Annotated in this window: 23 protein-coding genes and 1 riboswitch; of the genes, 8 read left to right on the forward strand and 15 right to left on the reverse strand. The window is 69.6% G+C overall.

Annotation, left to right across the window (positions count from 1 at the left end; genetic code table 11):
* Window positions 1–206: 206 nt before the first annotated feature.
* Both AB0D93_RS04980 and AB0D93_RS04985 read right to left on the reverse strand, forming a co-directional pair.
* Entirely contained in the window at window positions 207–1,550 is a 1,344-nt protein-coding gene (locus AB0D93_RS04980; protein WP_362113054.1) for an NYN domain-containing protein, read from the reverse strand.
* Window positions 1,551–1,591: 41 nt separating this feature from the next.
* Complete coding sequence (locus AB0D93_RS04985; protein ID WP_352348351.1) at window positions 1,592–1,831, reverse strand: hypothetical protein; 240 nt, start codon at window positions 1,829–1,831, stop codon at window positions 1,592–1,594.
* 160 nt (window positions 1,832–1,991) lie between these two features.
* Here AB0D93_RS04985 and AB0D93_RS04990 point away from each other — a divergent pair, with 160 nt between their 5' ends.
* Window positions 1,992–2,735: a rhomboid family intramembrane serine protease gene (locus AB0D93_RS04990; protein ID WP_362113058.1), complete on the forward strand. Its 744-nt coding sequence runs from the start codon at window positions 1,992–1,994 to the stop codon at window positions 2,733–2,735.
* The gene (locus AB0D93_RS04995) at window positions 2,732–3,013 is read left to right on the forward strand and encodes an Lrp/AsnC ligand binding domain-containing protein (RefSeq protein ID WP_362113061.1); all 282 of its coding nucleotides are present in this window, start codon (window positions 2,732–2,734) and stop codon (window positions 3,011–3,013) included. Before AB0D93_RS04990 ends, AB0D93_RS04995 begins: the two co-directional genes overlap by 4 nt.
* A gap of 474 nt (window positions 3,014–3,487) precedes the next feature.
* Here the strand turns inward: AB0D93_RS04995 and AB0D93_RS05000 are convergent, their stop codons facing one another.
* The 6 genes from AB0D93_RS05000 to AB0D93_RS05025 form a co-directional block, all read right to left on the reverse strand.
* Entirely contained in the window at window positions 3,488–4,849 is a 1,362-nt protein-coding gene (locus AB0D93_RS05000) for an aminotransferase class V-fold PLP-dependent enzyme (RefSeq protein ID WP_362113064.1), read from the reverse strand.
* Between the two features lie 147 nt (window positions 4,850–4,996).
* Window positions 4,997–5,113: riboswitch (SAM riboswitch) on the reverse strand.
* An 84-nt stretch (window positions 5,114–5,197) separates the two neighbouring features.
* Window positions 5,198–6,262: an anthranilate phosphoribosyltransferase gene (trpD, locus tag AB0D93_RS05005; protein WP_362113067.1), complete on the reverse strand. Its 1,065-nt coding sequence runs from the start codon at window positions 6,260–6,262 to the stop codon at window positions 5,198–5,200.
* Between the two features lie 127 nt (window positions 6,263–6,389).
* Window positions 6,390–8,027 (reverse strand): cytochrome bc complex cytochrome b subunit, encoded by a 1,638-nt coding sequence (locus tag AB0D93_RS05010; RefSeq protein WP_362113070.1) that lies wholly within the window; start codon window positions 8,025–8,027, stop codon window positions 6,390–6,392.
* Window positions 8,024–9,082 (reverse strand): Rieske 2Fe-2S domain-containing protein, encoded by a 1,059-nt coding sequence (locus tag AB0D93_RS05015; protein ID WP_362113073.1) that lies wholly within the window; start codon window positions 9,080–9,082, stop codon window positions 8,024–8,026. Before AB0D93_RS05015 ends, AB0D93_RS05010 begins: the two co-directional genes overlap by 4 nt.
* Window positions 9,079–9,891 carry a c-type cytochrome gene (locus tag AB0D93_RS05020; RefSeq protein ID WP_362113076.1) on the reverse strand — a complete coding sequence of 271 codons (813 nt, stop codon included), beginning with the start codon at window positions 9,889–9,891 and terminating at the stop codon, window positions 9,079–9,081. Before AB0D93_RS05020 ends, AB0D93_RS05015 begins: the two co-directional genes overlap by 4 nt.
* 62 nt (window positions 9,892–9,953) lie before the next feature.
* Entirely contained in the window at window positions 9,954–10,574 is a 621-nt protein-coding gene (locus AB0D93_RS05025) for a heme-copper oxidase subunit III (protein ID WP_362113079.1), read from the reverse strand.
* A gap of 167 nt (window positions 10,575–10,741) precedes the next feature.
* Between AB0D93_RS05025 and AB0D93_RS05030 the strand changes: the two genes are divergently transcribed.
* Window positions 10,742–11,143 carry a hypothetical protein gene (locus AB0D93_RS05030; RefSeq protein WP_362113082.1) on the forward strand — a complete coding sequence of 134 codons (402 nt, stop codon included), beginning with the start codon at window positions 10,742–10,744 and terminating at the stop codon, window positions 11,141–11,143.
* A gap of 106 nt (window positions 11,144–11,249) precedes the next feature.
* Here AB0D93_RS05030 and AB0D93_RS05035 read toward each other — a convergent pair whose 3' ends face one another.
* From AB0D93_RS05035 to coxB, 4 genes are all read right to left on the reverse strand, one after another.
* Window positions 11,250–12,509 (reverse strand): Ig-like domain-containing protein, encoded by a 1,260-nt coding sequence (locus tag AB0D93_RS05035; RefSeq protein WP_362113085.1) that lies wholly within the window; start codon window positions 12,507–12,509, stop codon window positions 11,250–11,252.
* A gap of 151 nt (window positions 12,510–12,660) precedes the next feature.
* Complete coding sequence (locus AB0D93_RS05040) at window positions 12,661–13,059, reverse strand: cytochrome c oxidase subunit 4 (RefSeq protein WP_031166647.1); 399 nt, start codon at window positions 13,057–13,059, stop codon at window positions 12,661–12,663.
* A complete protein-coding gene (ctaD, locus tag AB0D93_RS05045; RefSeq protein ID WP_362113089.1) occupies window positions 13,056–14,789 on the reverse strand; it encodes a cytochrome c oxidase subunit I in 1,734 nt (577 codons plus the stop codon). Before ctaD ends, AB0D93_RS05040 begins: the two co-directional genes overlap by 4 nt.
* Window positions 14,786–15,748, reverse strand: a complete 963-nt coding sequence (gene coxB / locus AB0D93_RS05050; RefSeq protein WP_362113092.1) for a cytochrome c oxidase subunit II — start codon at window positions 15,746–15,748, stop codon at window positions 14,786–14,788. Before coxB ends, ctaD begins: the two co-directional genes overlap by 4 nt.
* Window positions 15,749–16,029: 281 nt before the next feature.
* On the opposite strand from coxB, the gene AB0D93_RS05055 reads away from it, so the two are divergent.
* Window positions 16,030–17,406, forward strand: a complete 1,377-nt coding sequence (locus tag AB0D93_RS05055; protein WP_362113095.1) for an aminotransferase class V-fold PLP-dependent enzyme — start codon at window positions 16,030–16,032, stop codon at window positions 17,404–17,406.
* A 67-nt stretch (window positions 17,407–17,473) separates the two neighbouring features.
* Here the strand turns inward: AB0D93_RS05055 and AB0D93_RS05060 are convergent, their stop codons facing one another.
* Window positions 17,474–18,448 (reverse strand): carbohydrate kinase family protein, encoded by a 975-nt coding sequence (locus tag AB0D93_RS05060; RefSeq protein ID WP_362113098.1) that lies wholly within the window; start codon window positions 18,446–18,448, stop codon window positions 17,474–17,476.
* Between the two features lie 130 nt (window positions 18,449–18,578).
* Here AB0D93_RS05060 and AB0D93_RS05065 point away from each other — a divergent pair, with 130 nt between their 5' ends.
* Both AB0D93_RS05065 and AB0D93_RS05070 read left to right on the forward strand, forming a co-directional pair.
* Window positions 18,579–18,788 carry a hypothetical protein gene (locus AB0D93_RS05065; RefSeq protein WP_362113101.1) on the forward strand — a complete coding sequence of 70 codons (210 nt, stop codon included), beginning with the start codon at window positions 18,579–18,581 and terminating at the stop codon, window positions 18,786–18,788.
* Window positions 18,789–18,888: 100 nt separating this feature from the next.
* Complete coding sequence (locus AB0D93_RS05070) at window positions 18,889–20,421, forward strand: hypothetical protein (RefSeq protein WP_362113104.1); 1,533 nt, start codon at window positions 18,889–18,891, stop codon at window positions 20,419–20,421.
* 78 nt (window positions 20,422–20,499) lie between these two features.
* On the opposite strand, the gene AB0D93_RS05075 is transcribed toward AB0D93_RS05070, so the two are convergent.
* On the reverse strand, window positions 20,500–20,856 hold the full coding sequence (locus AB0D93_RS05075; protein WP_030340884.1) for an iron-sulfur cluster assembly accessory protein: 357 nt from the start codon (window positions 20,854–20,856) through the stop codon (window positions 20,500–20,502).
* A gap of 264 nt (window positions 20,857–21,120) precedes the next feature.
* Here AB0D93_RS05075 and nadA point away from each other — a divergent pair, with 264 nt between their 5' ends.
* Both nadA and AB0D93_RS05085 read left to right on the forward strand, forming a co-directional pair.
* Complete coding sequence (gene nadA, locus AB0D93_RS05080) at window positions 21,121–22,305, forward strand: quinolinate synthase NadA (RefSeq protein WP_356162440.1); 1,185 nt, start codon at window positions 21,121–21,123, stop codon at window positions 22,303–22,305.
* 148 nt (window positions 22,306–22,453) lie between these two features.
* Complete coding sequence (locus tag AB0D93_RS05085) at window positions 22,454–23,032, forward strand: Uma2 family endonuclease (protein WP_362113108.1); 579 nt, start codon at window positions 22,454–22,456, stop codon at window positions 23,030–23,032.
* Between the two features lie 54 nt (window positions 23,033–23,086).
* Here AB0D93_RS05085 and AB0D93_RS05090 read toward each other — a convergent pair whose 3' ends face one another.
* On the reverse strand, window positions 23,087–26,188 hold the full coding sequence (locus AB0D93_RS05090) for an efflux RND transporter permease subunit (RefSeq protein WP_362113111.1): 3,102 nt from the start codon (window positions 26,186–26,188) through the stop codon (window positions 23,087–23,089).
* Window positions 26,189–26,253: the final 65 nt, after the last annotated feature.

Below are 26,253 nucleotides of genomic sequence, written 5' to 3' on the forward strand. Positions count from 1 at the left end.
TTCTCGTGAGTGAGTGAGCGATCACCCGTTCGGAGGTTCGAGCCCAGACCCTAGTGACCCTCTTGTGATCAGATCAAATCCTCACACCAAAAAACCCCGTCACACAATGCATTCTTTGCACACAACTCACATGCTGTGATGCGCGATTGACACTACGTTGCGTGACGATACGGCTAATTCGGGCATTGCCTACGCCCGTTGGACCTTCAGGACAGGCGCTTGAGAAGCACCGCAGAGGCGACCGGACGGGCGCCCGCCTTCGCGACCCCGTCGGCCACCTCCCGGTCGGTGGAGGCGACGATGACGGGACGGCCCGGCGGTTCCGCGCGCACGAGCTGGCGGATCAGCTCGTCGGCCGTGACGCCCGGCTTAGAGAACAGCACCCGCACCCCGCGCGGCGGCGCCAGCAGCACCGGCGCGGCCAGTTCGGCGCCGTCGAAGACACAGGTCACCTCGGCGCCGGTCTGCGCGGCGAGCGCGGAGAGCTGACCGAGCAGCCTCAGCCGCTGCTTCTCCAGCGGCATCTGCGGATAGCCGGTCTTGGTGACGTTGTAGCCGTCGACCACCAGATGCGCCTGCGGCAGGGCGAGCAACTGGTCGAGAATGGCCGGATCGTGCTCCGACAGGGCACGCGCCGCGATGTCCTTCGGCGTCATTCGTCCCGGTTCGACCGCGTCCACGGTCTCCGCGGGCCGCACGGACACCGGCGGCAGGGCGAGTTCGCGCCTCAGCCCCTGGGTCGCGTCCAGCAGGGTGTCGAGCAGCAGCCGCACCCGCATATCCTCCACGCTGCGCCCCTCGCGGGCCGCCCGGCGGGTGGCCTCCAGCGCGGCCTCGGCCTCACCCAGCCGGGCCTTGAGCCGCCGGGACTCGCTCTCGGTGGCCGACACCTGCCGGTGCGCCTCCGCGCGCACGGCGTCCATCTCGCCCTGGGCCTTGCGCAGGGCGGCCTCGCCGCGCTTGACGTCGCTGAGGGCGGCCCGGAGCTTGCGGTGAAGCGATTCCGCTTCCTTCTTGGCCGACTCCAGCTCCGTGCGCAGCCGCTCGGTCTCGGCGCGCGTGTGGTCGCGGGCCTGGGCCAGCTCGGCGCGCAGCCGCTCCAGTTCGGCCCGGCTCTCCTCGTCGGCGCGCTCGGCGTCAGCGCGCTGGACCTCCTCGCCGGCCGCCGTGACCAGCTTCACCCAGCCCGCCGGGCGCAGTACGTAGGCCGCGGCCGCCACGTCGAGCGGGTCCGCGGCCGGGAGCGGCGAGCCGGAGTCGAGGGCGCCGGCGAGTTCCGGCTGCACCTCTCTGAACTTCTCCCCGATCCGCTGCCGGAACAGCGCATCGGTCTCCAGCGCCGCCGCCATCGCGTTCCCGGCGAACTTCGCCCGGCGATTGGGGGCGAACCGGGCGTACTGCCTGAGCTGGGCGGGCAGTTCCGACACGGTCAGGCCACCGAAACCGTCCGAGACGATCTGTACGACCCTGCGGCGCACCCCGTCGGGCAGCGGACGGTCAAGCACCTCGGCGGTGCCGTCGCCCGGCCCCCCGCCTGCGGTCTCCACCATCCGTCACACCCCACTACGTCACTTCTTCGGGGCCGCTCCGCTCAGGAGCCGGCACCCGGCCTGTCCACGAGTTCCACCTGGTCCACCGCGTTGCACCAGCGGCAGCGCACCGACTCGATGGTCTCACTGACCACCTCGCGCTCCTCCACGCTCGGCTCACCGGCCAGATCGAGGTGGACGTACTCGACGACCTTCGAGGAACGGGTCACGTCGAACCGGGTGAGGTTGCCGCACAGGGTGCAGCGCCACCGGGTGGTCGCGGTCGGCAGGGGAACCGTCATCGTGGCTGTCCGTTCCTTCTCTCGCTCATGCTCGCTTTTCGCGCCGCCGGCCGACGCGTGTGGCCGTAACCCTACGGCCTGGCGGGGACCCCCCGCTGGTCCGTCCATGGCGGCGAGGCGGTCTGTCAGCTTGCGTCCCGTTACGTCATGCTCTGTGTTCATGATCAGCGAGTGGAGCACGGCGGTCGGCAGGGCGTTCAGAGCGGTCCGGAGCGCACCAGCACCGATGACGTACGGCCTCATCGCCCTGTGCTGTCTGCTCTTCGTCCTGGGCCCGGCCTCCGGTCTCGTCCCGGGGTACGGCACCGGGGACGCGCTGCTCGCCGCGCAGCGGGCGTACTTCCGGCGCTGGGGCGTGGTCCCGGCCGAGCTGTTCGCCAGGCCCGTGCGCGCGGCCCTGACCCCCGCCACGGCCCTGTTCGTGCACGGCAGCTGGGTGCATCTGCTCGGCAACATGCTCTTCCTCTTCGTCTTCGGCACGATGACCGAGGAACGGATGGGCCGGGTCGAGTTCACCCTCTTCTACGTCGGCTGCGGATACCTGGCCCTGCTGGGCTACGCGGCCGCCAACGCCTCCTCCGCGCAGTCGCTGGTCGGCGCCTCCGGGGCGATCTCGGCGGTCCTCGGAGCGTTCCTCTACCTGTTCCCCCGTGCCCGTGTGACCAGTCTTCTCCCCTTCCTGTTCTTCCTCCCGCTGCGGTTCCCCGCCTGGGTGGTGCTGCCGTTCTGGGCGGCCCTGCAGTGGGCGGCGGCGGAGCAGAGCTCGGGCGGTCCCGGGGTGGCGTACCTCGCCCACCTCGTCGGCTTCGGTCTGGGCTTCGGCTACGCATGGGTGCGCTACGGCCGTACGACTAGAGTGAAGTGCGCCCCAGCTCCGGTACCCGAGGGAGAGAACCAGCCGTGATCACCGCGATCGTCCTCATCAAGACCAGCGTGGACCGGATCCCCGAGATCGCGGAGCAGATCGCCGCGCTGGAGAGCGTCAGCGAGGTCTTCTCGGTCACCGGCACCTACGACCTGATCGCCATGGTCCGGGTCCGCCGGCACGACGACCTGGCCGAGGTCATCCCCGGCCGCATCAGCAAGATCCCCGGCGTGGAGGGCACCGACACGCACGTCGCGTTCCGGACCTACTCCCAGCACGACCTGGAGGCGGCGTTCGCGATCGGCCTCGACAACTAGACACTCACGTCCATGGCCCGGGGGCGCGGAGCCGGCGCTTTTGTCCGCCCGGGCCCAGGGCCCACCCGTCGAAGCCGTGGTCCCAGGCCCTGAAACCAGCGGGCGCCATCGCTGCGCCGGGGCGGTCGCCCCTGAACAGGTTCCGTGACCTGTCCCACGCGTCCCACGGGTCCCACGGCCCACGAGTCCCACGCGTCCGGCACCGGCAGGCCGGGCCGGACCGGGGCGGAAGGGCCGGACCGGGGCGGCTGGGTGCTCGCCCGGGGTGCGGGGCCACCCAGCGACCCGCCCCCCGCCTCCTGCGTCGGCAGGGCACCGTCGTACCCGCCGTGCCGGTGCGCCGGGAGCCGAGGCGGGAGATCGTGTGCGGTACGTCCCCGGAGGCACCGGCGGGGGCGACGGAGCCGTCCGGGGAGAGCGAGGCAGGGCCCCGGGCCCGCCGGCCGGCGGGCCGGGAACCCCCCCACGCCGGCTTCAGACCGCCGGTACGCAGCGGCCGTCCTCCGTGCGGTACGTCCACTTGGCGCCCTCGGTCACGAGTTCCGTGACCGCCGTGACGAAACGGTCCACGTGCTCGTCGGGGGTGCCCGCGCCGAAGCTCACGCGGATGGCGTTGAGGGACTTCTCCCCCGGCGCGGTCTCGGGGGCGCCGCATTCGCCCTGGGTCTGGGGGTCGCTGCCGAGGAGGGTGCGGACCAGGGGATGGGCGCAGAAGAGGCCGTCACGGACGCCGATGCCGTACTCGGCGGAGAGCGCGGCCGCGAAGTGGGAGCTGTTCCAGCCCTCGACGACGAAGGAGATCACGCCGACGCGCGGGGCGTCGTCGCCGAAGAGGGACAGCACCTTCACCTGCGGGACCTCGGCGAGGCCCGCGCGGACCCGGTCGATCAGGTGCTGCTCGCGGGCGACCAGGGTCTCCCAGCCGGCCCCGGTGAGCGCCTTGCAGGCCGAGGCGATGGAGTAGGCACCGATCACGTTCGGCGAACCCGCTTCGTGCCGCGCGGCGCTCTCGTGCCACTCCACGTCCACACCGCCGTCCTGACGCCGGGTCACCTTGCGGCTCGCGCCGCCGCCCGCGAGGTACGGCTCGGCCGCGCGCAGCCAGTCGGCACGGCCGGCCAGGACGCCGGAGCCGAACGGGGCGTACAGCTTGTGGCCCGAGAAGGCGACCCAGTCGACGTCCAGGTCGCGGATGTCCACCGGGTGGTGCGGGGCGAGCTGGGCGGCGTCGAGGACGATCCGGGCGCCGTGGGCGTGCGCGGCGGCGGCCAGTTCGCGTACCGGCCACAGCTCGCCGGTGACGTTGGAGGCGCCGGTGACACAGACCAGGGCCGGTCCGTAAGGATCGCGGTCGGCGAGGGCCCGCTCCAGGGTCGTGACCGCCTGCTGCGGGGTGCGGGGGGCGTTGAGGTAGGTGACCCTGGCGTCCTGCCAGGGCAGCAGGGAGGCGTGGTGCTCGGTCTCGAAGACGAAGACCTGGCAGTCGGCCGGGATCGCCCGGGCCAGCAGGTTCAGGGAGTCGGTGGTCGAGCGGGTGAAGACCACCTGGTCGTCGGCGCGGCAGCCGAGGAACTCGGCGACGGTCTTCCGGGCGTTCTCGAACAGGTCGGTGGAGAGCTGGGAGAGGTAGCCGGCACCGCGGTGGACGCTGCCGTAGTACGGCGCGTAGGCGGACACGTCGTCCCAGACGCGCTGCAGGGCGGGGGCGCTGGCCGCGTAGTCGAGGGCCGCGTAGGTGACCTCGCCACCGGTGACGAGCGGGACAGTGACGTCGCTGCCCAGAACGGGCAGAGGGGCACAAACGGACTGGTCGGCGGCAGCGGTGAAGACAGACATGGGTGAACTCCCGTGAGAACGCACGCGAAGGACGGCGTACGAGCGAAGAAGAGAAAAAGGGGATGCGGAGGCGGGGCTCTGCGGCCCTATCGCATTCGCTTGCTCACGGAAGGCTCCTCGACGACCAGGACCCCTGGACTCGTGAGGGGTCCGCGCTTGCCGTGGACCTCGCTGCCCACGACCTGGTCTTCACCCGGGGCACCCCGCCACGGACGGAGGGTTGCCGGACAGCCGGCCGGGGCCGAATGGCTGTCACTCATGACCTGGTTCGTATCCTGCCACACGATCTTCGACGCGCAAGGCGCAGTCCGCCATGCGGACTGCGCATTGCGTCACATGCTGCCGGTGTCAGCGATTGCTCGCCGCCACCCAGTTCTCCAGCGTCCGCTTCGCGGCGCCCGAGTCGACGGACTCGGCGGCCCTGGCCATGCCGGCCCGCAGCTGGTCGGCGAGCGAGGCGTCCGTCGGCTGCAGGGCCACCACGGCCGCCGCCGCGTTCAGCAGCACCGCGTCGCGCACCGCGCCCTGCTCGCCGTCCAGCACGCGCCGGGCCACCTCCGCGTTGTACGCGGCGTCGGCGCCGCGCAGGGCCTCCACCGGGACGAGGTCGATGCCGACGTCCCGCGGGTCGAAGCTCTCCTCCCTGACCTTGCCGTCACGGACCACCCACACCCGGGAGGTGGCCGTCGTCGTCAGCTCGTCCAGGCCGTCGTCGCCGCGGAAGACCAGCGCGGAGTTGCCCCGCTCGGCGAGGACGCCGGCCACGATCGGCGCCATCCGGGGGTCGGCCACGCCGACGGCCTGGGCACGCACACGGGCCGGGTTGGTCAGCGGGCCCAGCACGTTGAACGTGGTCCGGATGCCCAACTGGCCACGGGCCGGGGCGACATGGCGCAGGGACGGGTGGAACTTCACCGCGAAGCAGATGGTGATGCCGGCCTCTTCGGCGACCTCGGCGACCCGCTGCGGGGTCAGGTTGAGATTGATCCCGAGCTTCTCCAGGACGTCGGAGGAGCCGGAGGCGGAGGACGCGGCGCGGTTGCCGTGCTTGACGACCTTGGCGCCGGTGCCCGCGACGACGATCGACGCCATCGTGGAGATGTTCACCGTCTTGGCGCCGTCGCCGCCGGTGCCGACGATGTCGACGGCGGGACCGGGCACCTCGATCACGTTGGCGTGCTCGTACATCGTGCGGACGAGCCCGGTGATCTCCTCGACGGTCTCGCCCTTGGCCCGCAGCGCCACCATGAACCCGGCGATCTGGGCGTCGGTGGCCTCGCCGCGCATGATCAGGTCCATCGCCCACGCGGTGTCGTCGGCGGACAGGTCCTGGCCCTCAAGCAGGCCGTTCAGCAGGGCGGGCCAGGAGCGGCCCGCCGCGGTGTCGCCTCCAGCGGGGGTCACAGCGCTCATATGCCGCTCCTGGGTGTCGTACACACGAAATCAGTGGTTGATCCCACCCTATCGAGCCCCGGGCACGGCGAAGGGCCCCGTCCGTAACCCGGACGGGGCCCTTCAGCGTGGCGTGGCGACGCTGGGATCAGTGGTGGCCGTGGCCGCTCGTGATCTCCTTGTACTCCTCGACGGTCGGCTTCGGGATCTGGTTGTCCTCGCCGTAGTAGGCGTTGGACAGCTTCGCCCGGAGCTTCTCGCCGGCTCCCACCTTGCGCTCGACACCGTTCTCGTCGACCGTCGGGCCGATCTCGGCCGGCGCGTACTGGTGGTGGGCCGTGAGGGTGTGCAGCTGCTCCTGGCTGAGCGGCTCGTGCACCTCGATGAACTCACCGTGCGGCAGCCGCTTGATGATGCCGGTCTCGCGACCGTGCAGCACCTTCTCGCGGTCGCGGCGCTGCAGACCCAGGCAGATCCGCTTGGTGACGAGGAACGCGACGACCGGGCCGACGAAGAACCCGATCCGGACGAACCAGGTCACGGCGTTGATCGACAGGTGGAAGTGGGTGGCCCACAGGTCGTTGCCACCGCCGACCAGCGTGATCATGTACATCGTGACCCAGGCGACACCCAGACCGGTACGCGTCGGGGCGTTGCGCGGGCGGTCCAGGATGTGGTGCTCGCGCTTGTCGCCGGTGATCCAGGACTCGATGAACGGGTAGAGCGCCATCGCCGCCAGGACCACACCGAAGAGCACCAGCGGGATGAACACGCCGAGGACCAGCGTGTGACCCCAGAAGTTGATCTCCCAGCCCGGCATGAAGCGGATCAGACCCTCGGCGAAGCCCATGTACCAGTCGGGCTGGGCGCCGGTGGACACCTGGTCCGGACGGTAGGGGCCCATGGCCCAGATCGGGTTGATCTGGGCGACCGCCGCGATGGCCGCGATGACACCGAAGACCAGGAAGAAGAAGCCTCCGGCCTTGGCCATGTACACCGGCAGCAGCGGCATGCCGACGACGTTCTTCTCGGTCTTTCCGGGACCCGCGAACTGCGTGTGCTTGTGGTAGAAGACCAGGATCAGGTGCGCCACCATCAGGCCGAGCATGATGCCCGGCAGCAGCAGGATGTGGATCGAGTAGAACCGGGCGACGAAGTCGTGGCCGGGGAACTGCCCGCCGAAGAGGAACATCGAGATGTACGTGCCGACGATCGGCGTCGACAGGATCGCGCCCTCGGTGAAGCGGACACCGGTGCCGGAGAGCAGGTCGTCCGGGAGCGAGTAACCGGTGAAGCCGGTGAACATGCCGAGGACGAACAGCAGGAAGCCGAACAGCCAGTTGATCTCACGCGGCTTGCGGAACGCGCCGGTGAAGAACACGCGCATCATGTGCACGAACATGCCGGCGAGGAAGATCAGCGCGGCCCAGTGGTGGATCTGCCGGACGAGCAGACCACCGCGCACGTCGAAGGAGATGTGCAGGGTCGAGTTGAACGCCTCGGACATCAGCTGTCCCTGCAGCGGGACGTAGCTGCCGTGGTACTGCACCTCGTTCATCGACGGGTGGAAGAACAGCGTCAGATAGACACCCGTCAGGATGATGATGATGAAGCTGTACATGCACACTTCGCCCAACATGAACGACCAGTGGTCGGGGAAGATCTTGCGCATGTTGGACTTGGCCAGGGAGTAGATCCCGAGCCGTCCGTCGGCCCAGTCGGCGACGCGCTCGCCGGCCGGTGCCTTCCCGCGAGAGCGGGGCGTCTCGTTCGCTGCAGTACTCATCCGCGCTCCCAGAATGCAGGACCGACGGGCTCCTCGAAGTCGCCGAGCGCCTGGAGGTAACCCTCACTGTCCACACCGATGCGCAGCTGCGGCAGGGCGTGGCCGGCGGGGCCGAAGATCACTCGGGCACCGTCGGAGAGGTCGAAGGTGGACTGGTGGCACGGGCACAGCACGTGGTGCGTCTGCTGCTCGTACAGCGAGATCGGGCAGCCGACGTGGGTGCAGATCTTGGAGAACGCGACGATGCCCTCGTGCGACCAGTCGAGCTCGCGCTTGTCCCTGATGTTGTCCGGCTGCAGCCGGACGATCATCAGGGCCGCCTTGGCCATCTCGTCCTGGAACTCCTCGTCGGTCTCCTCCAGGCCGTCGGGCTTGGCGAAGGTGAGGGAGCCGACGGCGACGTCCTCGGGACGCAGCGGCTGGTTGGTGTTCATGTTGACCAGGCGCTTGCCCTTGGCCCACAGCGTGTGACGCAGCGAGGTGCCGGGCAGCGGGCCGAGGTCGCGCAGCAGCATGACGCCGGAGAGCGGGAACAGGGCCAGCGCGCCGAACATCGTGTTGCGCAGCAGCTTGCGGCGGCCGAGCGCGGACTCCTTGGCGCCCTGGCGGAAGTCCGCGTGGACCTTCGCACGGACGTCCTCCGGGGCCGCGATGGCGTGCCGGTCGTCGGCGACCTCCACGTCGGACATCAGGGTGCGGGCCCAGTGGACCGCGCCCGCGCCGATGCAGAACAGCGCCGTACCGAGGGTCAGGCCCAGCGCGAAGTTCAGCGCGCTGAGGTGACCGATCGGGAAGACGAAGATGTTCTTGTCGCGCGGGATCGTCACGTACGAGGCGATGAAGCCGAGGGTGGCCAGCATCGACACCGTGAACAGCAGGGCGACCGCGCGCTCGGACCGCCTGGCGGCCCGCTCGTCGATGTCCTGGATCCGATGCTCGTGAGGCGGCAGCCCCGGGTCCGCGAACGGGTTCTCCTCGTCCGCGACCGTTACCGCGCCGGGGGCGTGGTCCTGCTCTGCGGGCAGGTTCTCTTCTGGAATGTCTTGGCTACTCATGACTTCTTGGCCTTTGCGGTCCGAGCGGCGACCCAGACGGCGACGGCGATCAGCGCGCCGAGACCGAAGATCCAGGCGAACAGACCCTCACTGACCGGCCCGAGGCCGCCCAGTTCCAGACCGCCGGGGTTCGTCGTCTCGCTGCTGTCGACCGCGTGCAGGTACGCGATGATGTCCTTCTTGTTCTTCGAGGACAGCGTGGTGTCGGGGAAGGACGGCATGTTCTGCGGGCCGGTCTGCATGGCCTCGTAGATGTGCCTCGGGGCGACACCCTCCAGCGTGGGCGCGTACTTGCCCTTGGTCAGGGCACCACCCTTGCCGGTGAAGTTGTGGCACTGGGCGCAGTTGGTGCGGAACAGCTCGCCGCCCTTGGCGATGTCCGCGCCGTCCGGACCGTACTGGTCCTTGGTGGGCACGTTCGGGCCGGCGCCCAGCGAGGCGATGTACGCGGCGAGCTGGTCGATCTGCGCCTGCGTGTAGACGACCTTCTTGCTCGGGACCTGGGCGCCCTGCGAGGTGGCGGCCGGCATGCGGCCGGTGCCGACCTGGAAGTCGACGGCCGCGGCGCCCACGCCGACCAGGCTCGGCCCGTCGGAGGAGCCCTGGCCACCGGTGCCGTGGCAGCTGGCGCAGCCGACCTCGTAGAGCTTCTTGCCCTCCTTGATGGTCAGGGACTGGGCGGAATCATCGGCCTGCGCCTTGCCCGCGGGTGCGAACGCGGCGTACAGCCCCCCAGTGGCCGCCAGCGCGAGGAGTAGGACGACGACCGCCGCCAGCGGATGGCGTCGTCGTGCGGAGAGCTTTTTCACGGATTACCCCGGTGTCAGGATCTTCTGCGTCGGTGCTTCTGGATGTGCGGGAGCCGGTCCCGCTACTTGATCAGGTAGATCGTGGCGAAGAGGCCGATCCAGACCACATCGACGAAGTGCCAGTAGTAGGACACGACGATGGCGGCGGTCGCCTGCTCATGGGTGAACCTCTTGGCCATGTAGGTGCGGCCGAGGACCAGCAGGAAGGCGATGAGACCGCCCGTCACGTGCAGGCCGTGGAAGCCGGTGGTCAGGTAGAACACCGAGCCGTACGGGTCGGAGGACAGCGAGATGCCGTCCTCCTTCACCAGGCTCGTGTACTCGTAGATCTGACCGCCGATGAAGATCGCGCCCATGATGAAGGTGAGGATGAACCACCCTCTGAGCTTCTTCACGTCGCCGCGCTCGGCCGCGAAGACGCCGAGCTGGCAGGTGAGCGAGGAGAGCACCAGGATCGTGGTGTTCGTCGCGGAGAAGGGCACATTGAGCGCGTCGGCCATGTGCTTCCAGTGCGCCGGACCCGTCACCGATCGCAGGGTGAAGTACATCGCGAAGAGGGCCGCGAAGAACATCAGCTCGGAACTCAGCCAGATGATGGTTCCGACGCTGGTGAGGTTCGGCCGATTGACCGACGGGTGCGCGTGCCCGGTTTCTACTGTCGTTGCTGTCGCCACGACCGACATTATGTCGGTCGCTTATCCCGCCCTCACTCCGGGGGGTGCCGTTCGGAGTGTTGCCCCCCGCCGAACCGGTGTTGACGTGGTGTTCATGGGGACTGCCACGGGAGTAAGCTCCGCCCCGAACGGCCCTGTCCGTCCCGTCCGTACGACGCTGACGTCCCGGAGGAACAATGCAGCCGACCGCCACGGTGCTGGTCTACAGCGACGACTCCAACACCCGCGAGCAGGTACGGCTGGCCTCCGGCCGCAGGCCCGCTCCCGACGTCCCCTATGTCGAGTTCGTGGAGTGTGCGACTCCCGGCGCGGTGCTGCGCGAGCTGGACAAGGGCGGTATCGATGTGTGCGTGCTGGACGGCGAGGCCGTGCCGATGGGGGGCATGGGGGTGTGCCGCCAGATCAAGGACGAGGTCTTCAACTGCCCGCCGGTGCTGCTGCTGATGGGGCGGCCGCAGGACGCGTGGCTGGCCACGTGGAGCCGGGCCGACGCCGCGGTCACCCTGCCGGTGGATCCCGTGGAGTTCGCCTCGGCGCTGGCCTCCCTGCTCCGCCGGAAGAAGTTGCTGAGCGCGTAGCGGGCAGGGGCGCCTGGAGCGTGCGCGGGTGCGGACCGGTGGTCCCACCTGGCGCCCACGCGTCGGTAGCGGCGTGCCGGACACAGCCACGCGCCCCTTCGGGCCGTTACAGCGCCGCCGGCTGCAGGCGTACCGTGTCCGCCTGCGACGGGCCGTCCGTCCTGGCCTTGGTCAGGGCGCTGCCCTGGCCCCACTTGTTCCAGTCGACGTTCCAGTCGCCGAAGCCGTTGCCGAAGTCCTCCATCGCGTGGCCCCTGGAGTTGACGACCTTGACGATGTCGCCCGGGTGGATGTTGTTGAAGAACCACTGGGCGTTCGCCGTACTCATGCCGGTGCAGCCGTGGCTGACGTTCGCGTAGCCCTGTGAGCCCACGGACCAGGGCGCGGCGTGGACGTACTCGCCGGACCAGGTCACCCGGGCGGCGTAGTAGACCGACAGGTCGTAGGAGTCGGAGCTGCCCGCGGCGATGCCGATCGTGCTGCCGCGCATGCGTACGACGTAGGCCTTCTCCAGGACGACTTTGACGCCGTTGCGGGTGTCGTAGCCGGGCCTGCCCGTGGTGACGGGGATCCGCTTGACCGCCTTGCCGTCCTGGTAGTACGTCAGCTGGTGTGCCGCCGCGTCCGTGACGGCCTCGATCCGGTCACCGGTGGTGATCTTCACCGGTTTGGACGGGCCGCCCCACAGGCGGTCGCTGATCCTGATGCCCTCCAGGTTGCTGTGCACCGTGATGGTGGTGTGGGCGGGCCAGTACTCCTGGGGCCGGTAGTGGAGTTCCTTGCTGCTCACCCAGTACCAGGAGCCCTGCACGGCCGGCGTGGAGTCCACCCGCAGGGCGCGCTCCACGATGGCACGCTGCGCCTTGTCCTTGACTTCCTGGTCGAGTTGGGCGGTGATGGGCTGTCCGACGCCGTACGTGCCGGTGTGCGGCCCGAAGGTGACGGTCAGCCGCTTCCTGCTGGCGGGTTTGCTGGTGTCGAACGCGAGGACCTTGCGGCCGGGCGCGCCGTTGTCGTCCTCGGTGCTCACCGTGACCGTGTAGTGGGCGTTGGCGGCCAGTGGAGCGGTGCTGTGCCACCGACTGCCGTCGGCGGCGAGTTCGCCCGGCACATAGCGCCCTGCGGAGTCCTGGGCGGTGACGTCGGTGATGCGGTCGTCGCCATCGGCCGTGATCTCCAGGGGCTTGTCCGGGTCCACCGGCTTTCCCTCACCGATGTCGCCGTTGAAGGTGATCACGTCCGCCGCGTCGTACGGCCTGTCCGCCAGGGGATTGCCGTCCGAACCGCAGGCGGTGACGCCCGCTCCGAGGGCGGTCACCAGCACGATGCAGCTGACGACGGTGCGGGTCCGCGGAGTGTGGTTCATACGATCACGCTATGAGGCGCTGAGCCCATTGGCGCGCCAGGTAGCCCGTACGAGCGAACGACACTACGGCGTATGAACGACACGCCGGGGAAAAGCCGGGAGCCCGGGCCCTCCTGGTGGAGGATCCGGGCTCCCGGGTCGTGTTCCCGTGCTACTGGGTGCGGTTCTCACCGTGGTAGTACTCGAACACCCAGCCGAACAGGCCGATCACGATGAACGGGGCGGAGAAGTAGATCAGCCACCAGCCGACCGCGATGCTGAGGAAGGCGATCGCACCGCCGAAGCCCAGCATGAGCGGCTGCCAGCTGTGCGGGCTGAAGAAGCCCAGCTCACCCGCGTCGTCCGCGACGTCGGCCTCCTTGTCGTCCTGGGCGCCCGCGTCGACCCGCCGGGCGGTGAAGCCCAGGTAGAAGCCGATCATGACGCTCAGGCCGAAGGCCAGGAACAGTGCGGTGGTACCGGCCGGCTCCTTCGACCACACGCCATACACGATGGCCATGATCAGGATGAAGACGCTCAGCCAGATGAACATCCGACCCTGGATCTTCACTTGCCGGCCTCCTTGCTGCCCGCGACGGCGGTGCCGTGACCGGCGTGCTCGAGCTGCTCGAGCGCGGCGATCTCAGGGTGGTGCAGGTCGAACGCCGGGGATTCGCTGCGGATCCGCGGCAGGGTGACGAAGTTGTGGCGCGGGGGCGGGCAGGACGTCGCCCACTCCAGGGAGCGGCCGTAGCCCCACGGGTCGTCCACGCCGACCGGCTTGCCGTACTTGGCCGTCTTCCACACGTTGTAGAGGAACGGCAGGATCGACAGGCCGAGCAGGAAGGAGCTGATGGTGGAGATCGTGTTCAGGGTGGTGAAGCCGTCGGCCGCCAGGTAGTCGGCGTACCGCCGCGGCATGCCCTCCGCGCCCAGCCAGTGCTGGACCAGGAAGGTGCCGTGGAAGCCGATGAACAGCGTCCAGAAGGTGATCTTGCCGAGGCGCTCGTCGAGCATCTTGCCGGTCCACTTCGGCCACCAGAAGTGGAACCCGGAGAACATCGCGAACACGACCGTGCCGAAGACCACGTAGTGGAAGTGGGCCACCACGAAGTACGAGTCGGAGACGTGGAAGTCCATCGGCGGCGAGGCCAGGATGACACCGGTCAGACCACCGAACGTGAAGGTGATCAGGAAGCCGGTCGCCCAGAGCATCGGTGTCTCGAAGGAGAGACTGCCCTTCCACATCGTGCCGATCCAGTTGAAGAACTTCACACCGGTCGGTACGGCGATCAGGAACGTCATGAAGGAGAAGAACGGCAGCAGCACACCACCGGTGACGTACATGTGGTGGGCCCACACGGTCACGGACAGACCGGCGATACCGATGGTCGCGGCGATCAGGCCCATGTAGCCGAACATCGGCTTGCGGGAGAACACCGGGATCACTTCGGAGATGATCCCGAAGAACGGTAGCGCGATGATGTACACCTCTGGATGGCCGAAGAACCAGAAGAGGTGTTGCCACAGTAGTGCGCCGCCGTTCGCGGCGTCGAAGACGTGGGCGCCGAACTTGCGGTCCACCTCCAGGGCGAACAGCGCGGCCGCGAGGACGGGGAAGGCCAGCAGGACCAGGACACCGGTCAGCAGCACGTTCCACACGAAGATCGGCATGCGGAACATGGTCATGCCCGGTGCGCGCATGCAGATGATCGTGGTGATGAAGTTGACCGAGCCGAGGATGGTGCCGAAGCCGGAGAAGGCCAGACCCATGATCCACATGTCGGCGCCGACGCCCGGGCTGCGGACCGCGTCCGACAGCGGGGAGTAGGCGAACCAGCCGAAGTCGGCCGCACCCTGCGGAGTGAGGAAGCCGCCCACCGCGATGAGCGAGCCGAACAGGTACAGCCAGTAGGCGAACATGTTCAGCCGCGGGAACGCCACGTCGGGCGCGCCGATCTGCAGCGGCATGATCCAGTTCGCGAAACCGGCGAACAGCGGCGTCGCGAACATCAGCAGCATCACGGTGCCGTGCATCGTGAACGCCTGGTTGAACTGCTCGTTCGACATGATCTGCAGGCCCGGCCGGGCCAGCTCGGCGCGCATGAGCAGCGCCATCACGCCGCCGATCAGGAAGAACGCGAACGACGTAGCGAGGTACATCGTTCCGATTGTCTTGTGGTCGGTGGTCGTCAGCCACTTCACCACGACATTGCCGGGTTGCTTCCGCCTGACCGGGATCTCGTCCGCGTACGAGCCTTCAGCTGCCGCGGCACCCTGGGGTTCGTTGAGGATGCTCACAGGTTGTTCGTCTCCCGGTTCTTCTCGTGGCTCGTCTGCGCGATGCCGGCGGGAACGTAACCGGTCTGCCCCTTCTTGGCGAGGTCCTGGAGGTGCTTCTGGTACGCCGCCGGGGACACGACCTTCACGTTGAACAGCATCCGTGAGTGGTCGACACCGCAGAGCTCGGCGCACTTGCCGAGGAAGGTGCCCTCCCTGTTGGGGGTCACCTGGAAGGCATTGGTGTGGCCCGGGATGACGTCCATCTTCATCAGGAACGGCACCACCCAGAAGGAGTGGATGACGTCACGGGAGGTCAGGACGAAGCGGACCGTCTCGCCCTTGGGGAGCCAGAGGGTCGGACCGGGGTTGTTCGTCTGCGGGTTCCGCGTGCCGGGGGTACCGACGTCGTAGACACCGCCGGCGTTCGCCGGGAAGTCCTTCTTGAACCGGTCCGGGATGGCGTCCAGGTTCTTGTCGGTCTTGGCGTCGCCGGAGACACCGGGGACGTTCTCGACGTAGTTGAAGCCCCAGCTCCACTGGAAGCCGACCACGTTGACCGTGACGTCCGGCTTCTTGTCGGTGAGGCTGAGCAGCTTCGACTCGTCCCGGGCCGTGAAGTAGAAGAGCACCGAGATGATGATGATCGGGACCACCGTGTACAGGGCCTCGATCGGCATGTTGTACCGGGTCTGCGGAGGTACCTCGACCTTGGTGCGGCTGCGCCGGTGGAACATGGCGCTCCACAGGATCAGGCCCCACACCAGCACGCCGACGGCGAGCGCGGCAGCCCAGGAGCCCTGCCACAGGGAGAGGATCCGCGGAGCCTCTTCCGTGGTCGGGGTGGGCATGCCAAGGCGGGGGAAGTCCTTGTATGTGCAACCGGTTGCGGTCGCCAGGACCAGGCCCGCGGTCAGTGCCTGCAGCAGCTTCCGCCGCATCGGGCGCCGCGGCGAGCGGTCGGAGCCGTTGGGACTCACGTAGCGCCTTCCCGAGAGTCTCGCCCGCGCGGTCGGCTGCGGCCTTCTCGCTGGTCGGTCGCCGCCCTGCGTCGGGCAGGGGTTTGGATGTTTATGCGGACCAAACCCTAGCCGACGCTCTCCGGGGGTTCGCGGGGAGGGGTGCCTACTGACTCGAGTGGTTCGCTGAATTGGCGGCTGCGGGTCCGTTGTGGCTGGTCGCACCCCGCGGCGGAGCCGCTGATACCGACGCCCCGCGCCCCTTCGGGACGCTGCCCGGACCGGCGGTTTAGCGTTGCCGTATGGCCTACTTCGATGCTGCTTCCGCCGCTCCCCTCCATCCCGTGGCCCGTCAGGCGTGGTTGGCCTCTTTGAATGAGGGATGGGCCGATCCGGCACGGCTGTACCGGGAGGGACGCAAGGCCCGGATGCTGCTGGACGCGGCGCGGGAGGCGGCTGCTGAGGCCGTCGGCTGCCGGGCGGACGAGGTGGTGTTCACGTCGTCCGGTACGCGGGCCGTACACACGGGTGTCGGGGGGGCGTTGGCCGGAAGGCGGCGGGTGGGACGCCACCTGATCGTGTCCGCGGTCGAACACTCCTCCGTACTCCATTCGGCGGAGGTGTTCGAGGCGGACGGAGGGACGGTGACCCGTGTGCCGGTGGACCGGGCCGGTGCCGTGGATCCGTCGGGGTACGCGGCAGCGCTGCGCGAGGACACCGCGCTCGCCGTCCTGCAGTCGGCCAACCACGAGGTGGGGACCGTGCAGCCGGTCGCCGAGGTCGCCGAGGTGTGCCGGGCCGCCGGGGTGCCGCTGCTGGTGGACGCGGCACAGTCACTGGGGTGGGGGCCGGTGGAGGGCCCGTGGTCGCTGCTGACGGGCAGCGCGCACAAGTGGGGCGGGCCGTCCGGGGTCGGGCTGCTCGTCGTGCGCAAGGGGGTGCGGTTCGCCGCCCAAGGGCCCGTGGACGAGCGGGAGTCGGGGCGGGCGCCCGGGTTCGAGAACATCCCGGCGATCGTGGCGGCGGTGGCCTCGCTGCGCGCGGTGCGGGCCGAGGCGGCCCAGGAGGCGGTACGGCTGCGGGAGCTGACGGAGCGGATCCGGACGCGGGTACCGGACCTGGTGCCGGATGTGGAGGTCGTCGGGGACGCCGAGCGGCGGCTGCCCGGGATCGTCACCTTCTCCTGCCTCTACGTCGACGGCGAGGCCCTGTTGCACGAGCTGGACCGGGAGGACTTCTCGGTCTCCTCCGGTTCGTCCTGCACGAGCAGCACGCTGACGCCCAGCCATGTGCTGAAGGCGATGGGCGTGCTGAGCGAGGGGAACGTACGGGTGTCCCTGCCGATGGGGGCGGCCGAGGAGGACGTCGAACGGTTCCTGGCGGTGCTGCCGGAGTCGGTGGCGGGGGTCCGGGAGAAACTGGGCGCCCCTGCGCCCGAGACGGCCGTACGGGCCGAGGAACTGGTCGTCGACTCGCTCGGCAAGCGCTGCCCGGTCCCGGTCATCGAACTGGCCAAGGTGTTCGGTCAGGTGCCGGTCGGAGGGACCGTACGGGTCCTGTCCGACGACGAGGCGGCCCGGCTGGACATCCCGGCGTGGTGCGAGATGCGCGGGCAGGAGTACGTGGGGGAGGAGCCGGCGGAGCGGGGCACGGCGTACGTGGTCCGCAGGGTCTCCTGAGAGCGGGCCGCGGGGCAGCACCCCGTGAGGGGCGCTGCCCGGGCGGACGGGTGGCCGGGCGCCGGTCTCAGCGGAGGTGGCCCCGCACTTCCTCCCCGGCGTCGTCCCCGTACGCCTTCACGAACCGCTCCATGAAGTGCGCCCGGCGCAGGCGGTACTCCTGCGTGCCGACCGTCTCGATGACCAGCGTGGCGAGCATGCAGCCCACCTGGGCCGCCCGCTCCAGCGAGACGCCCCACGCCAGTCCCGACAGGAAGCCCGCGCGGAAGGCGTCGCCGACACCCGTGGGGTCGGCCTTGCGCTCCTCCTCGGGGCAGCCGACCTCGATCGGGTCCTCGCCGACCCGCTCGATGCGCACCCCGCGCGAGCCGAGCGTGGTGACGCGGTGGCCGACCTTGGCGAGGATCTCGGCGTCGCTCCAGCCGGTCTTGGACTCGATGAGGCCCTTCTCGTACTCGTTGGAGAACAGGTACGTCGCCCCGTCCAGCAGCACCCGGATCTCGTCGCCGTCCATCCGGGCGATCTGCTGGGAGAAGTCGGCCGCGAACGGGATCGCGCGGGTGCGGCACTCCTCCGTGTGGCGGAGCATCGCCTCGGGGTCGTCGGCGCCGATGAGGACCAGGTCGAGGCCGCCGACGCGGTCGGAGACGGTCTTCAGCTCGATGAGGCGGGCCTCGCTCATCGCGCCGGTGTAGAACGAGCCGATCTGGTTGTGGTCGGCGTCGGTGGTGCACACGAAGCGTGCGGTGTGCAGGGTCTCGGAGATCCGGACCGACTCGGTGTCCACGCCGTGCCGGTCGAGCCAGGACCGGTACTCGTCGAAGTCGAAGCCGGCCGCGCCGACCAGGATCGGATGCGTGCCGAGCTGGCCCATGCCGAAGGCGATGTTGGCGCCGACGCCGCCGCGCCGGACGTCCAGGTTGTCGACCAGGAAGGAGAGCGAAACCGTGTGCAGCTGGTCCGCGACGAACTGGTCGGCGAAACGGCCGGGGAAGGTCATGAGGTGGTCGGTGGCGATGGAGCCGGTGACTGCGATGCGCACGACGGGGAATCTCCTGCGGAAGGCGGGGTTGACAGTTCACGCTACCGGTTCGGTCGTCGGCGCTGTAGCTGGCGAAACTACCCGATAGTAGCTCTTTCTCCGCGGGCCCGAGCAGGCCTACGGTGCGACTATGACGAACCCCGAGTTCCGTTCCATGGGTCCGGACGACGTGGACAGCGACCTCGCCACGCTGCGGGACGACTGCGCCCTGATGGCTCCGCGCTGGTCGGCGCCCGAGCACGCCGAGTCCCGGCCGGTGCCGTTGTCGCTGATCCACGGCGTGACGGTGCCGCCGCGGTACGCGCGGCTGCTGGAGGCGATGTCGGACTACGGCGACTGACGCGCGGGCGCATTCGCAGGGAACCGCACGCTCCCCTCCCGCGTCCCATCGCCGTCCCCCACGCGGGGGATGCGCGATACGACCAGCGAGGAGCGATGCGGTGAACACCGAGCGACCCGAGGACCGCGAGCACCCCGAGGGCTCCGAGCACAGCGACACCGCCGGGAGCGCCGGGAGCCAGGGGGTTGTGGAGGGTGGGCCGGCCGGCCGGCGGCGGTCGCGTCTCGCCGTGGTCTCCGTCGCCGCCGCGGTGCTGCTGGTCGGCGGCGGTGGCGCCTATCTCGCGGCGAGCGGTGACGCGGGCGGTCGTACGGGCGCGCCCGGTACGGCCGGTTCCGGAGCCACTCCCCCGCCGCTCGCCCTGGACAGCTGGAGCGGCACGGGCGGCATCGCTCCGGGCGAGCCCGATCCGTACGGCGCCACGTACGCCGCCCGGGGCGAGCTGCCGGCCGGCCCGGGTTCGGCGCCGGTGTACGCACCGAAGGGCGAGGTCGGCCGGGATGCGGTGGCCCGGCTGGCCAAGGCGCTGGGCGTCGACGGCACGCCGGTGACGCAGGGGCGGATCTGGCGGGTCGGCGGCAAGGACGGCTCCGGGCCGAGCCTGACGGTGAACCGGGACGCGCCGGGCAGCTGGACCTACAGCCGGTACGCACCGGGCACCGACGACTGCCGGAAGGGCGTCCTGTGCGCGCACGACCCGATGGGCCCCACCGGCGCCCCGGTGAGCGTGCGGAAGGCGACCGAGGCCGCCGCACCGGTGCTGAAGGCGGCCGGGCTGGGCGGGGCGAGGATCGACGCGAGCCAGGTCATGGGCGCCGAGCGGGTGGTCGACGCCGACCCGGTGGTCGGCGGGCTGCCGACGTACGGCTGGACCACCGGCCTGACCGTGGACCGGCAGGGTGAGGTGGTCGGCGGGCACGGGTTGCTCGGGACGACCGCGAAGGGCGACTCGTACCCCATGCTCAGCGCCGCGAGGACGCTGAAGCTGATGAACACGGCACCGAAGGGCGACCACCGGATGGGTATCGGCGGCTGTGCCGGTCCGGTGCCGCTGAAGGACCGGCTGGAGCAGCCGTGCGGCGCGTCCACGGGGACGCCGGAGCAGGGGGCGGACGCGGGGCGGGACACGGTGACCGTGCAGAAGGCGGTGTTCGGGCTGGCCGCGCGCTCCGTCGCCGGGCGGCAGACACTGGTGCCGTCCTGGCTGTTCGAGGTACGGGGACCGGTGGGCCAAGGCGCCTCGACGGTGGCGTACCCGGCGGTCGATCCCCGGTACGTGGCGTCGGCGAGGACTCCTTCCGGCGGGCCGAGCACCACGCCGGCTCCGCACACCGTGAAGGTCACCGGTTACACGGCCGAGGGCCGCGACCTGACCGTGAGCTTCTACGGCGGGGTGTGCGCTGACTACACAGTGGCGGCGAAGGAGAGCGGCGAGCGGGTGACCGTGAGCGTCACCGAGCACGCCTGGCCGGGCAAGGTGTGCGTGCTGATCGCCAAGGAGTACGTGAAGACCGTACGGCTGGCCGCGCCGCTGGACGGGCGGACGGTGGTCGGTGCCGACGGCGACCGTGTGCCGCGGGGCAAGCCGGGCGCGCTGCGGCCGGACGCGTCACCGCGGGCCCAGGCCCGATAGCCTCCCGGCGTACGACGAAGGCGGCGACCCCCGTGGGGGCCGCCGCCTTTCTCATACCGTCGGACGGGATCCGTCGGCTCAGCTGAAGGAGTCGCCGCAGGCGCAGGAGCCGGTGGCGTTCGGGTTGTCGATCGTGAAGCCCTGCTTCTCGATCGTGTCCACGAAGTCGACGGTGGCGCCGCCCAGGTACGGAGCGCTCATGCGGTCCGTGACGACCTTGACCCCGCCGAAGTCCTTCACCACGTCGCCGTCGAGCGAGCGCTCGTCGAAGAAGAGCTGGTAGCGCAGGCCGGAGCAGCCGCCGGGCTGGACGGCGACACGCAGCGCGAGGTCGTCGCGCCCTTCCTGGTCGAGCAGGGCCTTGACCTTGGCCGCGGCGGCGTCGGTCAGGATGATGCCGTCGGTGACGGTGGTGGTCTCGTCCGATACGGACATCTACATCTCTCCCGGGTTGTACGGAGACTGCTTGCCGACGAGTGCAACCGGCGCTTCGGCGGATTCATTCCGGGCCGGGCAGTCACGTTGTCGCCTTTTTGCTTCCGTCTTCATGCTCGCACATGCGCCCCGGCGTCGACAGCGGCCTGTGGAGGGACCCGAGCGGGATTCACGTCACATCGACGCTATGGCCATCGTCAAACTGACGTGAACCGGTTATGATAGATAGCGTCAGTTAGACGAAAAGTAGAAAGGGTGCGTGTCGTGACCACCGCCCAGACCCCGGAGCTCGACGTGCAGCCGACTCCGCTCGCCCTGCTGCTGCTCGGCCGTGAGGCCGACCCGAAGAGCGAGCGGGGCGTCGAGTGCCCCGGTGACCTGCCCTCGCCGTCCGACCCCGACCTGGTCGAGCGCGCCCGCGCGGCCAAGGAGAAGCTCGGCGACAAGGTCTTCGTGCTCGGTCACCACTACCAGCGCGACGAGGTCATCCAGTTCGCCGACGTCACGGGTGACTCCTTCAAGCTGGCCCGGGACGCGGCCGCGCGCCCGGAGGCCGAGTACATCGTCTTCTGCGGCGTGCACTTCATGGCCGAGTCCGCGGACATCCTCACCTCCGACGACCAGAAGGTCGTCCTGCCCGACCTCGCCGCCGGCTGCTCGATGGCCGACATGGCGACAGCCGAGCAGGTGGCCGAGTGCTGGGACGTGCTGACCGAGGCCGGGATCGCCGAGCAGGTCGTCCCCGTCTCGTACATGAACTCCTCGGCCGACATCAAGGCGTTCACCGGCAAGCACGGCGGCACGATCTGCACCTCGTCGAACGCCAAGCGCGCGCTCGACTGGGCCTTCGAGCAGGGCGAGAAGGTGCTGTTCCTGCCCGACCAGCACCTCGGCCGCAACACCGCCGTCCGCGACATGGGCATGTCCCTGGACGACTGCGTGGTCTACAACCCGCACAAGCCGAACGGCGGTCTGACGGCGGACGAGCTGCGCGCCGCCAAGATGATCCTGTGGCGCGGCCACTGCTCGGTCCACGGCCGCTTCAGCCTCGACTCGGTGAACGACGTGCGCGAGCGCATCCCGGGCGTGAACGTCCTGGTGCACCCCGAGTGCAAGCACGAGGTCGTGGCCGCGGCGGACTACGTCGGCTCGACGGAGTACATCATCAAGGCCCTGGAGGCCGCCCCCGCCGGCTCCAAGTGGGCCATCGGCACCGAGCTGAACCTGGTCCGCCGCCTGGCGAACCGCTTCGCGCCCGAGGGCAAGGAGATCGTCTTCCTGGACAAGACGGTCTGCTTCTGCTCGACCATGAACCGCATCGACCTGCCCCACCTGGTCTGGGCCCTGGAGTCCCTGGCCGAGGGCAACCTGGTCAACCGGATCGAGGTCGACAAGGAGACGGAGGCGTTCGCGAAGCTGGCGCTGGAGCGGATGCTGGCGCTGCCGTAGGGGTCTTCGGCTGTACGTGGGTCAGGGGCGCTTCCCGCTGTCGGGGGGCGCCCCTTTCGTGCCACGATCGGGGGAACGGTTCCCGATCTCTTGGACAGGTGATCTTCGGATGTCCCAGTCTGGCGAGCGACCGAAGGAGGGGCGTGACATGACTGCCATGGCCCATGAGCCGCTCACGCAGGAAGAGGTCCTGCTGGAGGGCTTCCTCGCCCTGGAGACTCCGGAGGGTTTCCGGGCCGAGCTGATCGAGGGGGAGATCGTTGTGACACCGCCGCCGGACGGGGATCACGAGCACTACATCGCCCGGCTGATGAAACAAGTCGTCCGGCGGTCCCAGATCGACATGGATTTCTCGGGCAACAAGGGCCTCAAACTGGGCAAGGGAGGTGGCTGCCCGCGGGACCACGTGATCCCGGACGGCACCTTCGCGCCCGCCCACCTGGACCTCTACCGCGACGCAGACCCGTGGATGCCCTCCGAGGGCGTCTCCATGGTCCTGGAAGTGACCTCCACAAAGCCCCGCAGGGACCGTGAAGTCAAACGCCGCTGTTACGCCCGCGCAGGCATCCCCCTGTACCTGCTCGTGGACCGGGACGCCTCTTCGGTCACGCTGCTCGGCGAGCCCAGGGACGAGGACTACCGTCGGGTCCTCAGTGTCCAGTTCGGCAAACGGCTCGCCCTCCCAGAACCCTTCGGTTTCGAGTTGGAGACCACAGATCTCCTCTGACGTCCTCGAACAGGTCCGGCCCGCACGCTCGTGCGGGCCGGACCTGTTCGGCGGCTATACGCCGGCCGGTTCCAGCACCTCCGTCTGCGGGGCCTGACGCTTCGCCGCCCGCTTCTTCGCCCGCCGCTCCTTGCGGAGTTCGAGCATGGCGTAGAGCGTCGGGACGAGGAGCAGGGTGAGCAGCGTGGACGAGATCAGACCGCCGATCACGACCACGGCCAGCGGCTGGGCGATGAAGCCGCCCTCGCCGGTGACGCCCAGGGCCATCGGGAGCAGGGCGAAGATCGTCGCCAGGGCCGTCATCAGGATCGGGCGCAGCCGGTGCCGGCCGCCCTCGATCACCGCCTCCACGACGCCGTAGCCCTGCCTCCGGTACTGGTTGATCAGGTCGATCAGGACGATCGCGTTGGTCACCACGATGCCGATCAGCATCAGCATGCCGATCATCGCCGGGACGCCCATGGGGGTGCCGGTGGCGACCAGCAGGCCGATCGCACCGGTCGCGGCGAACGGGATGGAGACCAGCAGGATCAGCGGCTGGGCCAGCGAGCGGAAGGTCGCCACCAGCAGCATGAAGACGATCGCGATCGCCGCCAGCATGGCCAGGCCCAGGTTCTTGAACGCGTCGTTCTGGTCCGAGGTCACACCCCCGATCTCCGCCTTCGCGCCCGCCGGCAACTTCAGCGCCTTGATCTTCGACTGGAGCTTGGTGCTGATCGCGCCGGTGTTGTCACCGGTCGGCCTGGCCGTGACGGTGGCGGCGCGCCGGCCGTCGATCCGGGTCAGGGAGACCGGGCCGTCCACCAGCTTCACCGTGGCGACGTCACCGAGCTTCACCGGGCCGAGGCGCAGGTTCTTCAGCTGGGCCAGGGTGGTCGCGGGCTTCGCCGACCTCACCACGACATCGCGCTCGGTGTCGTCGAGGACCGCCTTCGCCGCCGTCGTGCCGCGCACCGCCTGGGCGACCGCCGCGCCGAGCTTCTGGTCGTCGAAACCGGCCGCGGCCGCCTTGGCATTGGCCCTGACCGAGATCCGGGGCACGCTGGTGGACAGGTCACTGGTGACGTCCGTGACGCCGTCGAGGCCCGCGACCGTGGAGCGGACCTGCTCCGCCGCCGTACGCAGCGCCTGCGGGTCGGAGGCCTTGACCACCACGCTCAGGTTCTGGTTGCCGAAGCCGTCACCGGCCGACACGGTGGTCGTACCGATGCCCCTGAGCTTCTTCAGGCCGTCCTCCAGGTGCCGCTGCACCTCGTCGTACGACTTCGAGTCCTTCAGCATCACCTGGTACGACGCCTGGTTGGTGTCCGTGCCGCCGCCGAAGGCCGCCATGAAGCCGGAGGAGCCGACGGTGACCTGGTAGTCCTTGACGCCCTCGGTGGAGGCGAGCAGCTTCTCGACCCGCTTGGCCTGCGCGTCCGTGGCGGCGAGGCTCGTACCCGGCTTCAGCTCCTGCTTGACCGTGAGGACCTCCTGCTCGCCCTGGTCGAAGAAGTTCGTCTTGAGCAGGCCACCCATGCCGAACGTGACGACGAGGACCACGATCGCGATGAGCACGCTGGTCAGGCGGCGGCGCGTGGCGAAGCGCAGGACGGGGACGTAGGCGCGCTGGAGGCGGCTGCTCGCCTCCTTCTCCTCGGCCCGGCGGCGGGCCTCCGCCGCGTCCTCGGGGGTGCCCTTCGGGGCGCGCAGGAACCAGTACGACAGGACCGGGACGACCGTCAGGGACACCAGCAGGGAGGCCAGCAGGGCCGCCGTGACCGTGATGCTGAACGAGCCGAACAGTGCGCCCACCATGCCGCCGACCAGGCCGATCGGCAGGAACACGGCGACCGTGGTGAGGGTGGAGGAGGTGACCGCGCCGGCCACCTCGCGCACGGCGTTCAGGATCGCGTCCCTGCGCTCCTCGCCGTAGCCGAGGTGCCGCTTGATGTTCTCCAGCACCACGATCGAGTCGTCGACGACCCGGCCGATGGCGATGGTCAGCGCGCCGAGCGTGAGCATGTTCAGGGACAGGCCGCGCGTCCACAGCACGATGAGGGCGAGGACCACCGACAGCGGGATGGAGACGGCCGTGACCAGCGTCGAGCGGATCGACGCGAGGAAGACCAGGATGACCAGGACCGCGAAGAGCAGGCCGAGCGCGCCCTCCGTGGTCAGGCCCTTGATGGACTTCGAGACGGCCGGGCCCTGGTCGCTGACGACGGTGAGCTTCGCGCCGGAGCCGAGCTGCTCGCGCAGGTCGGGCAGCTTGTCCTTGACCGCGTTCGAGATGGTGACCGCGCTGCCGTCGTGGTCCATCGTCACGTTGACGGCGAGGCTGGGCCGGCCGTCGGTGCGGGTGAGGGAGTCGGCCGGGGCCGGCTGCTCCTTGACGGTGGCCACGTCGCCGAGGCGTACGGGCTTGCCGCCGCCCGCGCCGGTGACCATCAGGTCCTGGATCTGCCCCCGCGAGGTGAAGCCGCCGCCGACCTGGACGGTGCGGTTCGCGCCGTTCTCGTCGAAGGAGCCGGCCGGGACGGTCGCGCCGCCCGCCTGCAGGGCCTGGCCGAGCGCGGCGGAGGTGAGGCCGGCCCGCGCGAGCTTCGCGTCGTCCGGGGTGACCGTGACCTGGAGGTCGCGGACACCGGTGACCTGGACGCGGCCGACGCCGTCGATGTCCTTCAGCGTCGGTACGACCGTCTTGTCCAGCTGGTCCGCGAGCGCCTGCTGGTCCTGGCCGGAGGTGGCCGCGAGGACCACGGTCGGCATGTCGTCGGTGGAGCCGGAGACGACCTGCGGGTCCACGTCGTCCGGGAGCTGGTTGCGGGCCCGGTTCACGGCCTGCTGGACGTCGGAGACGATCTGCTTGGTGTCGTTGCCGTAGTCGAAGGACGCCATGATCACGGCGTTGCCCTCACTGGCGGTGGAGGTGACGCCCTTGACGCCGTTCACACCCTGGAGGTTGTTCTCGATCGGCTCGACGACCTGCTTCTCGACCACGTCGGGCGAGGCACCCTGGTACGGCGCGATCACCGAGACCATGGGCAGGTTGATGGTGGGCAGCAGCTGCTGCTTGATCTGGGGTATCGCAATCAGCCCGAAGACGAGCGCGACGAGTGACATCAGGCCGATCAGGGCCCGTTGCCGGAGGCTGAATCTCGACAGCCAGGACATGGGTCAGGGTCTCTCAATCTGTGAGCGGCAGACCCTCCCACCCTGAGCCATCCCGGACGGCCGAT

The organism is Streptomyces sp. NPDC048191, assembly GCF_040652655.1.
Classification (GTDB): domain Bacteria; phylum Actinomycetota; class Actinomycetes; order Streptomycetales; family Streptomycetaceae; genus Streptomyces.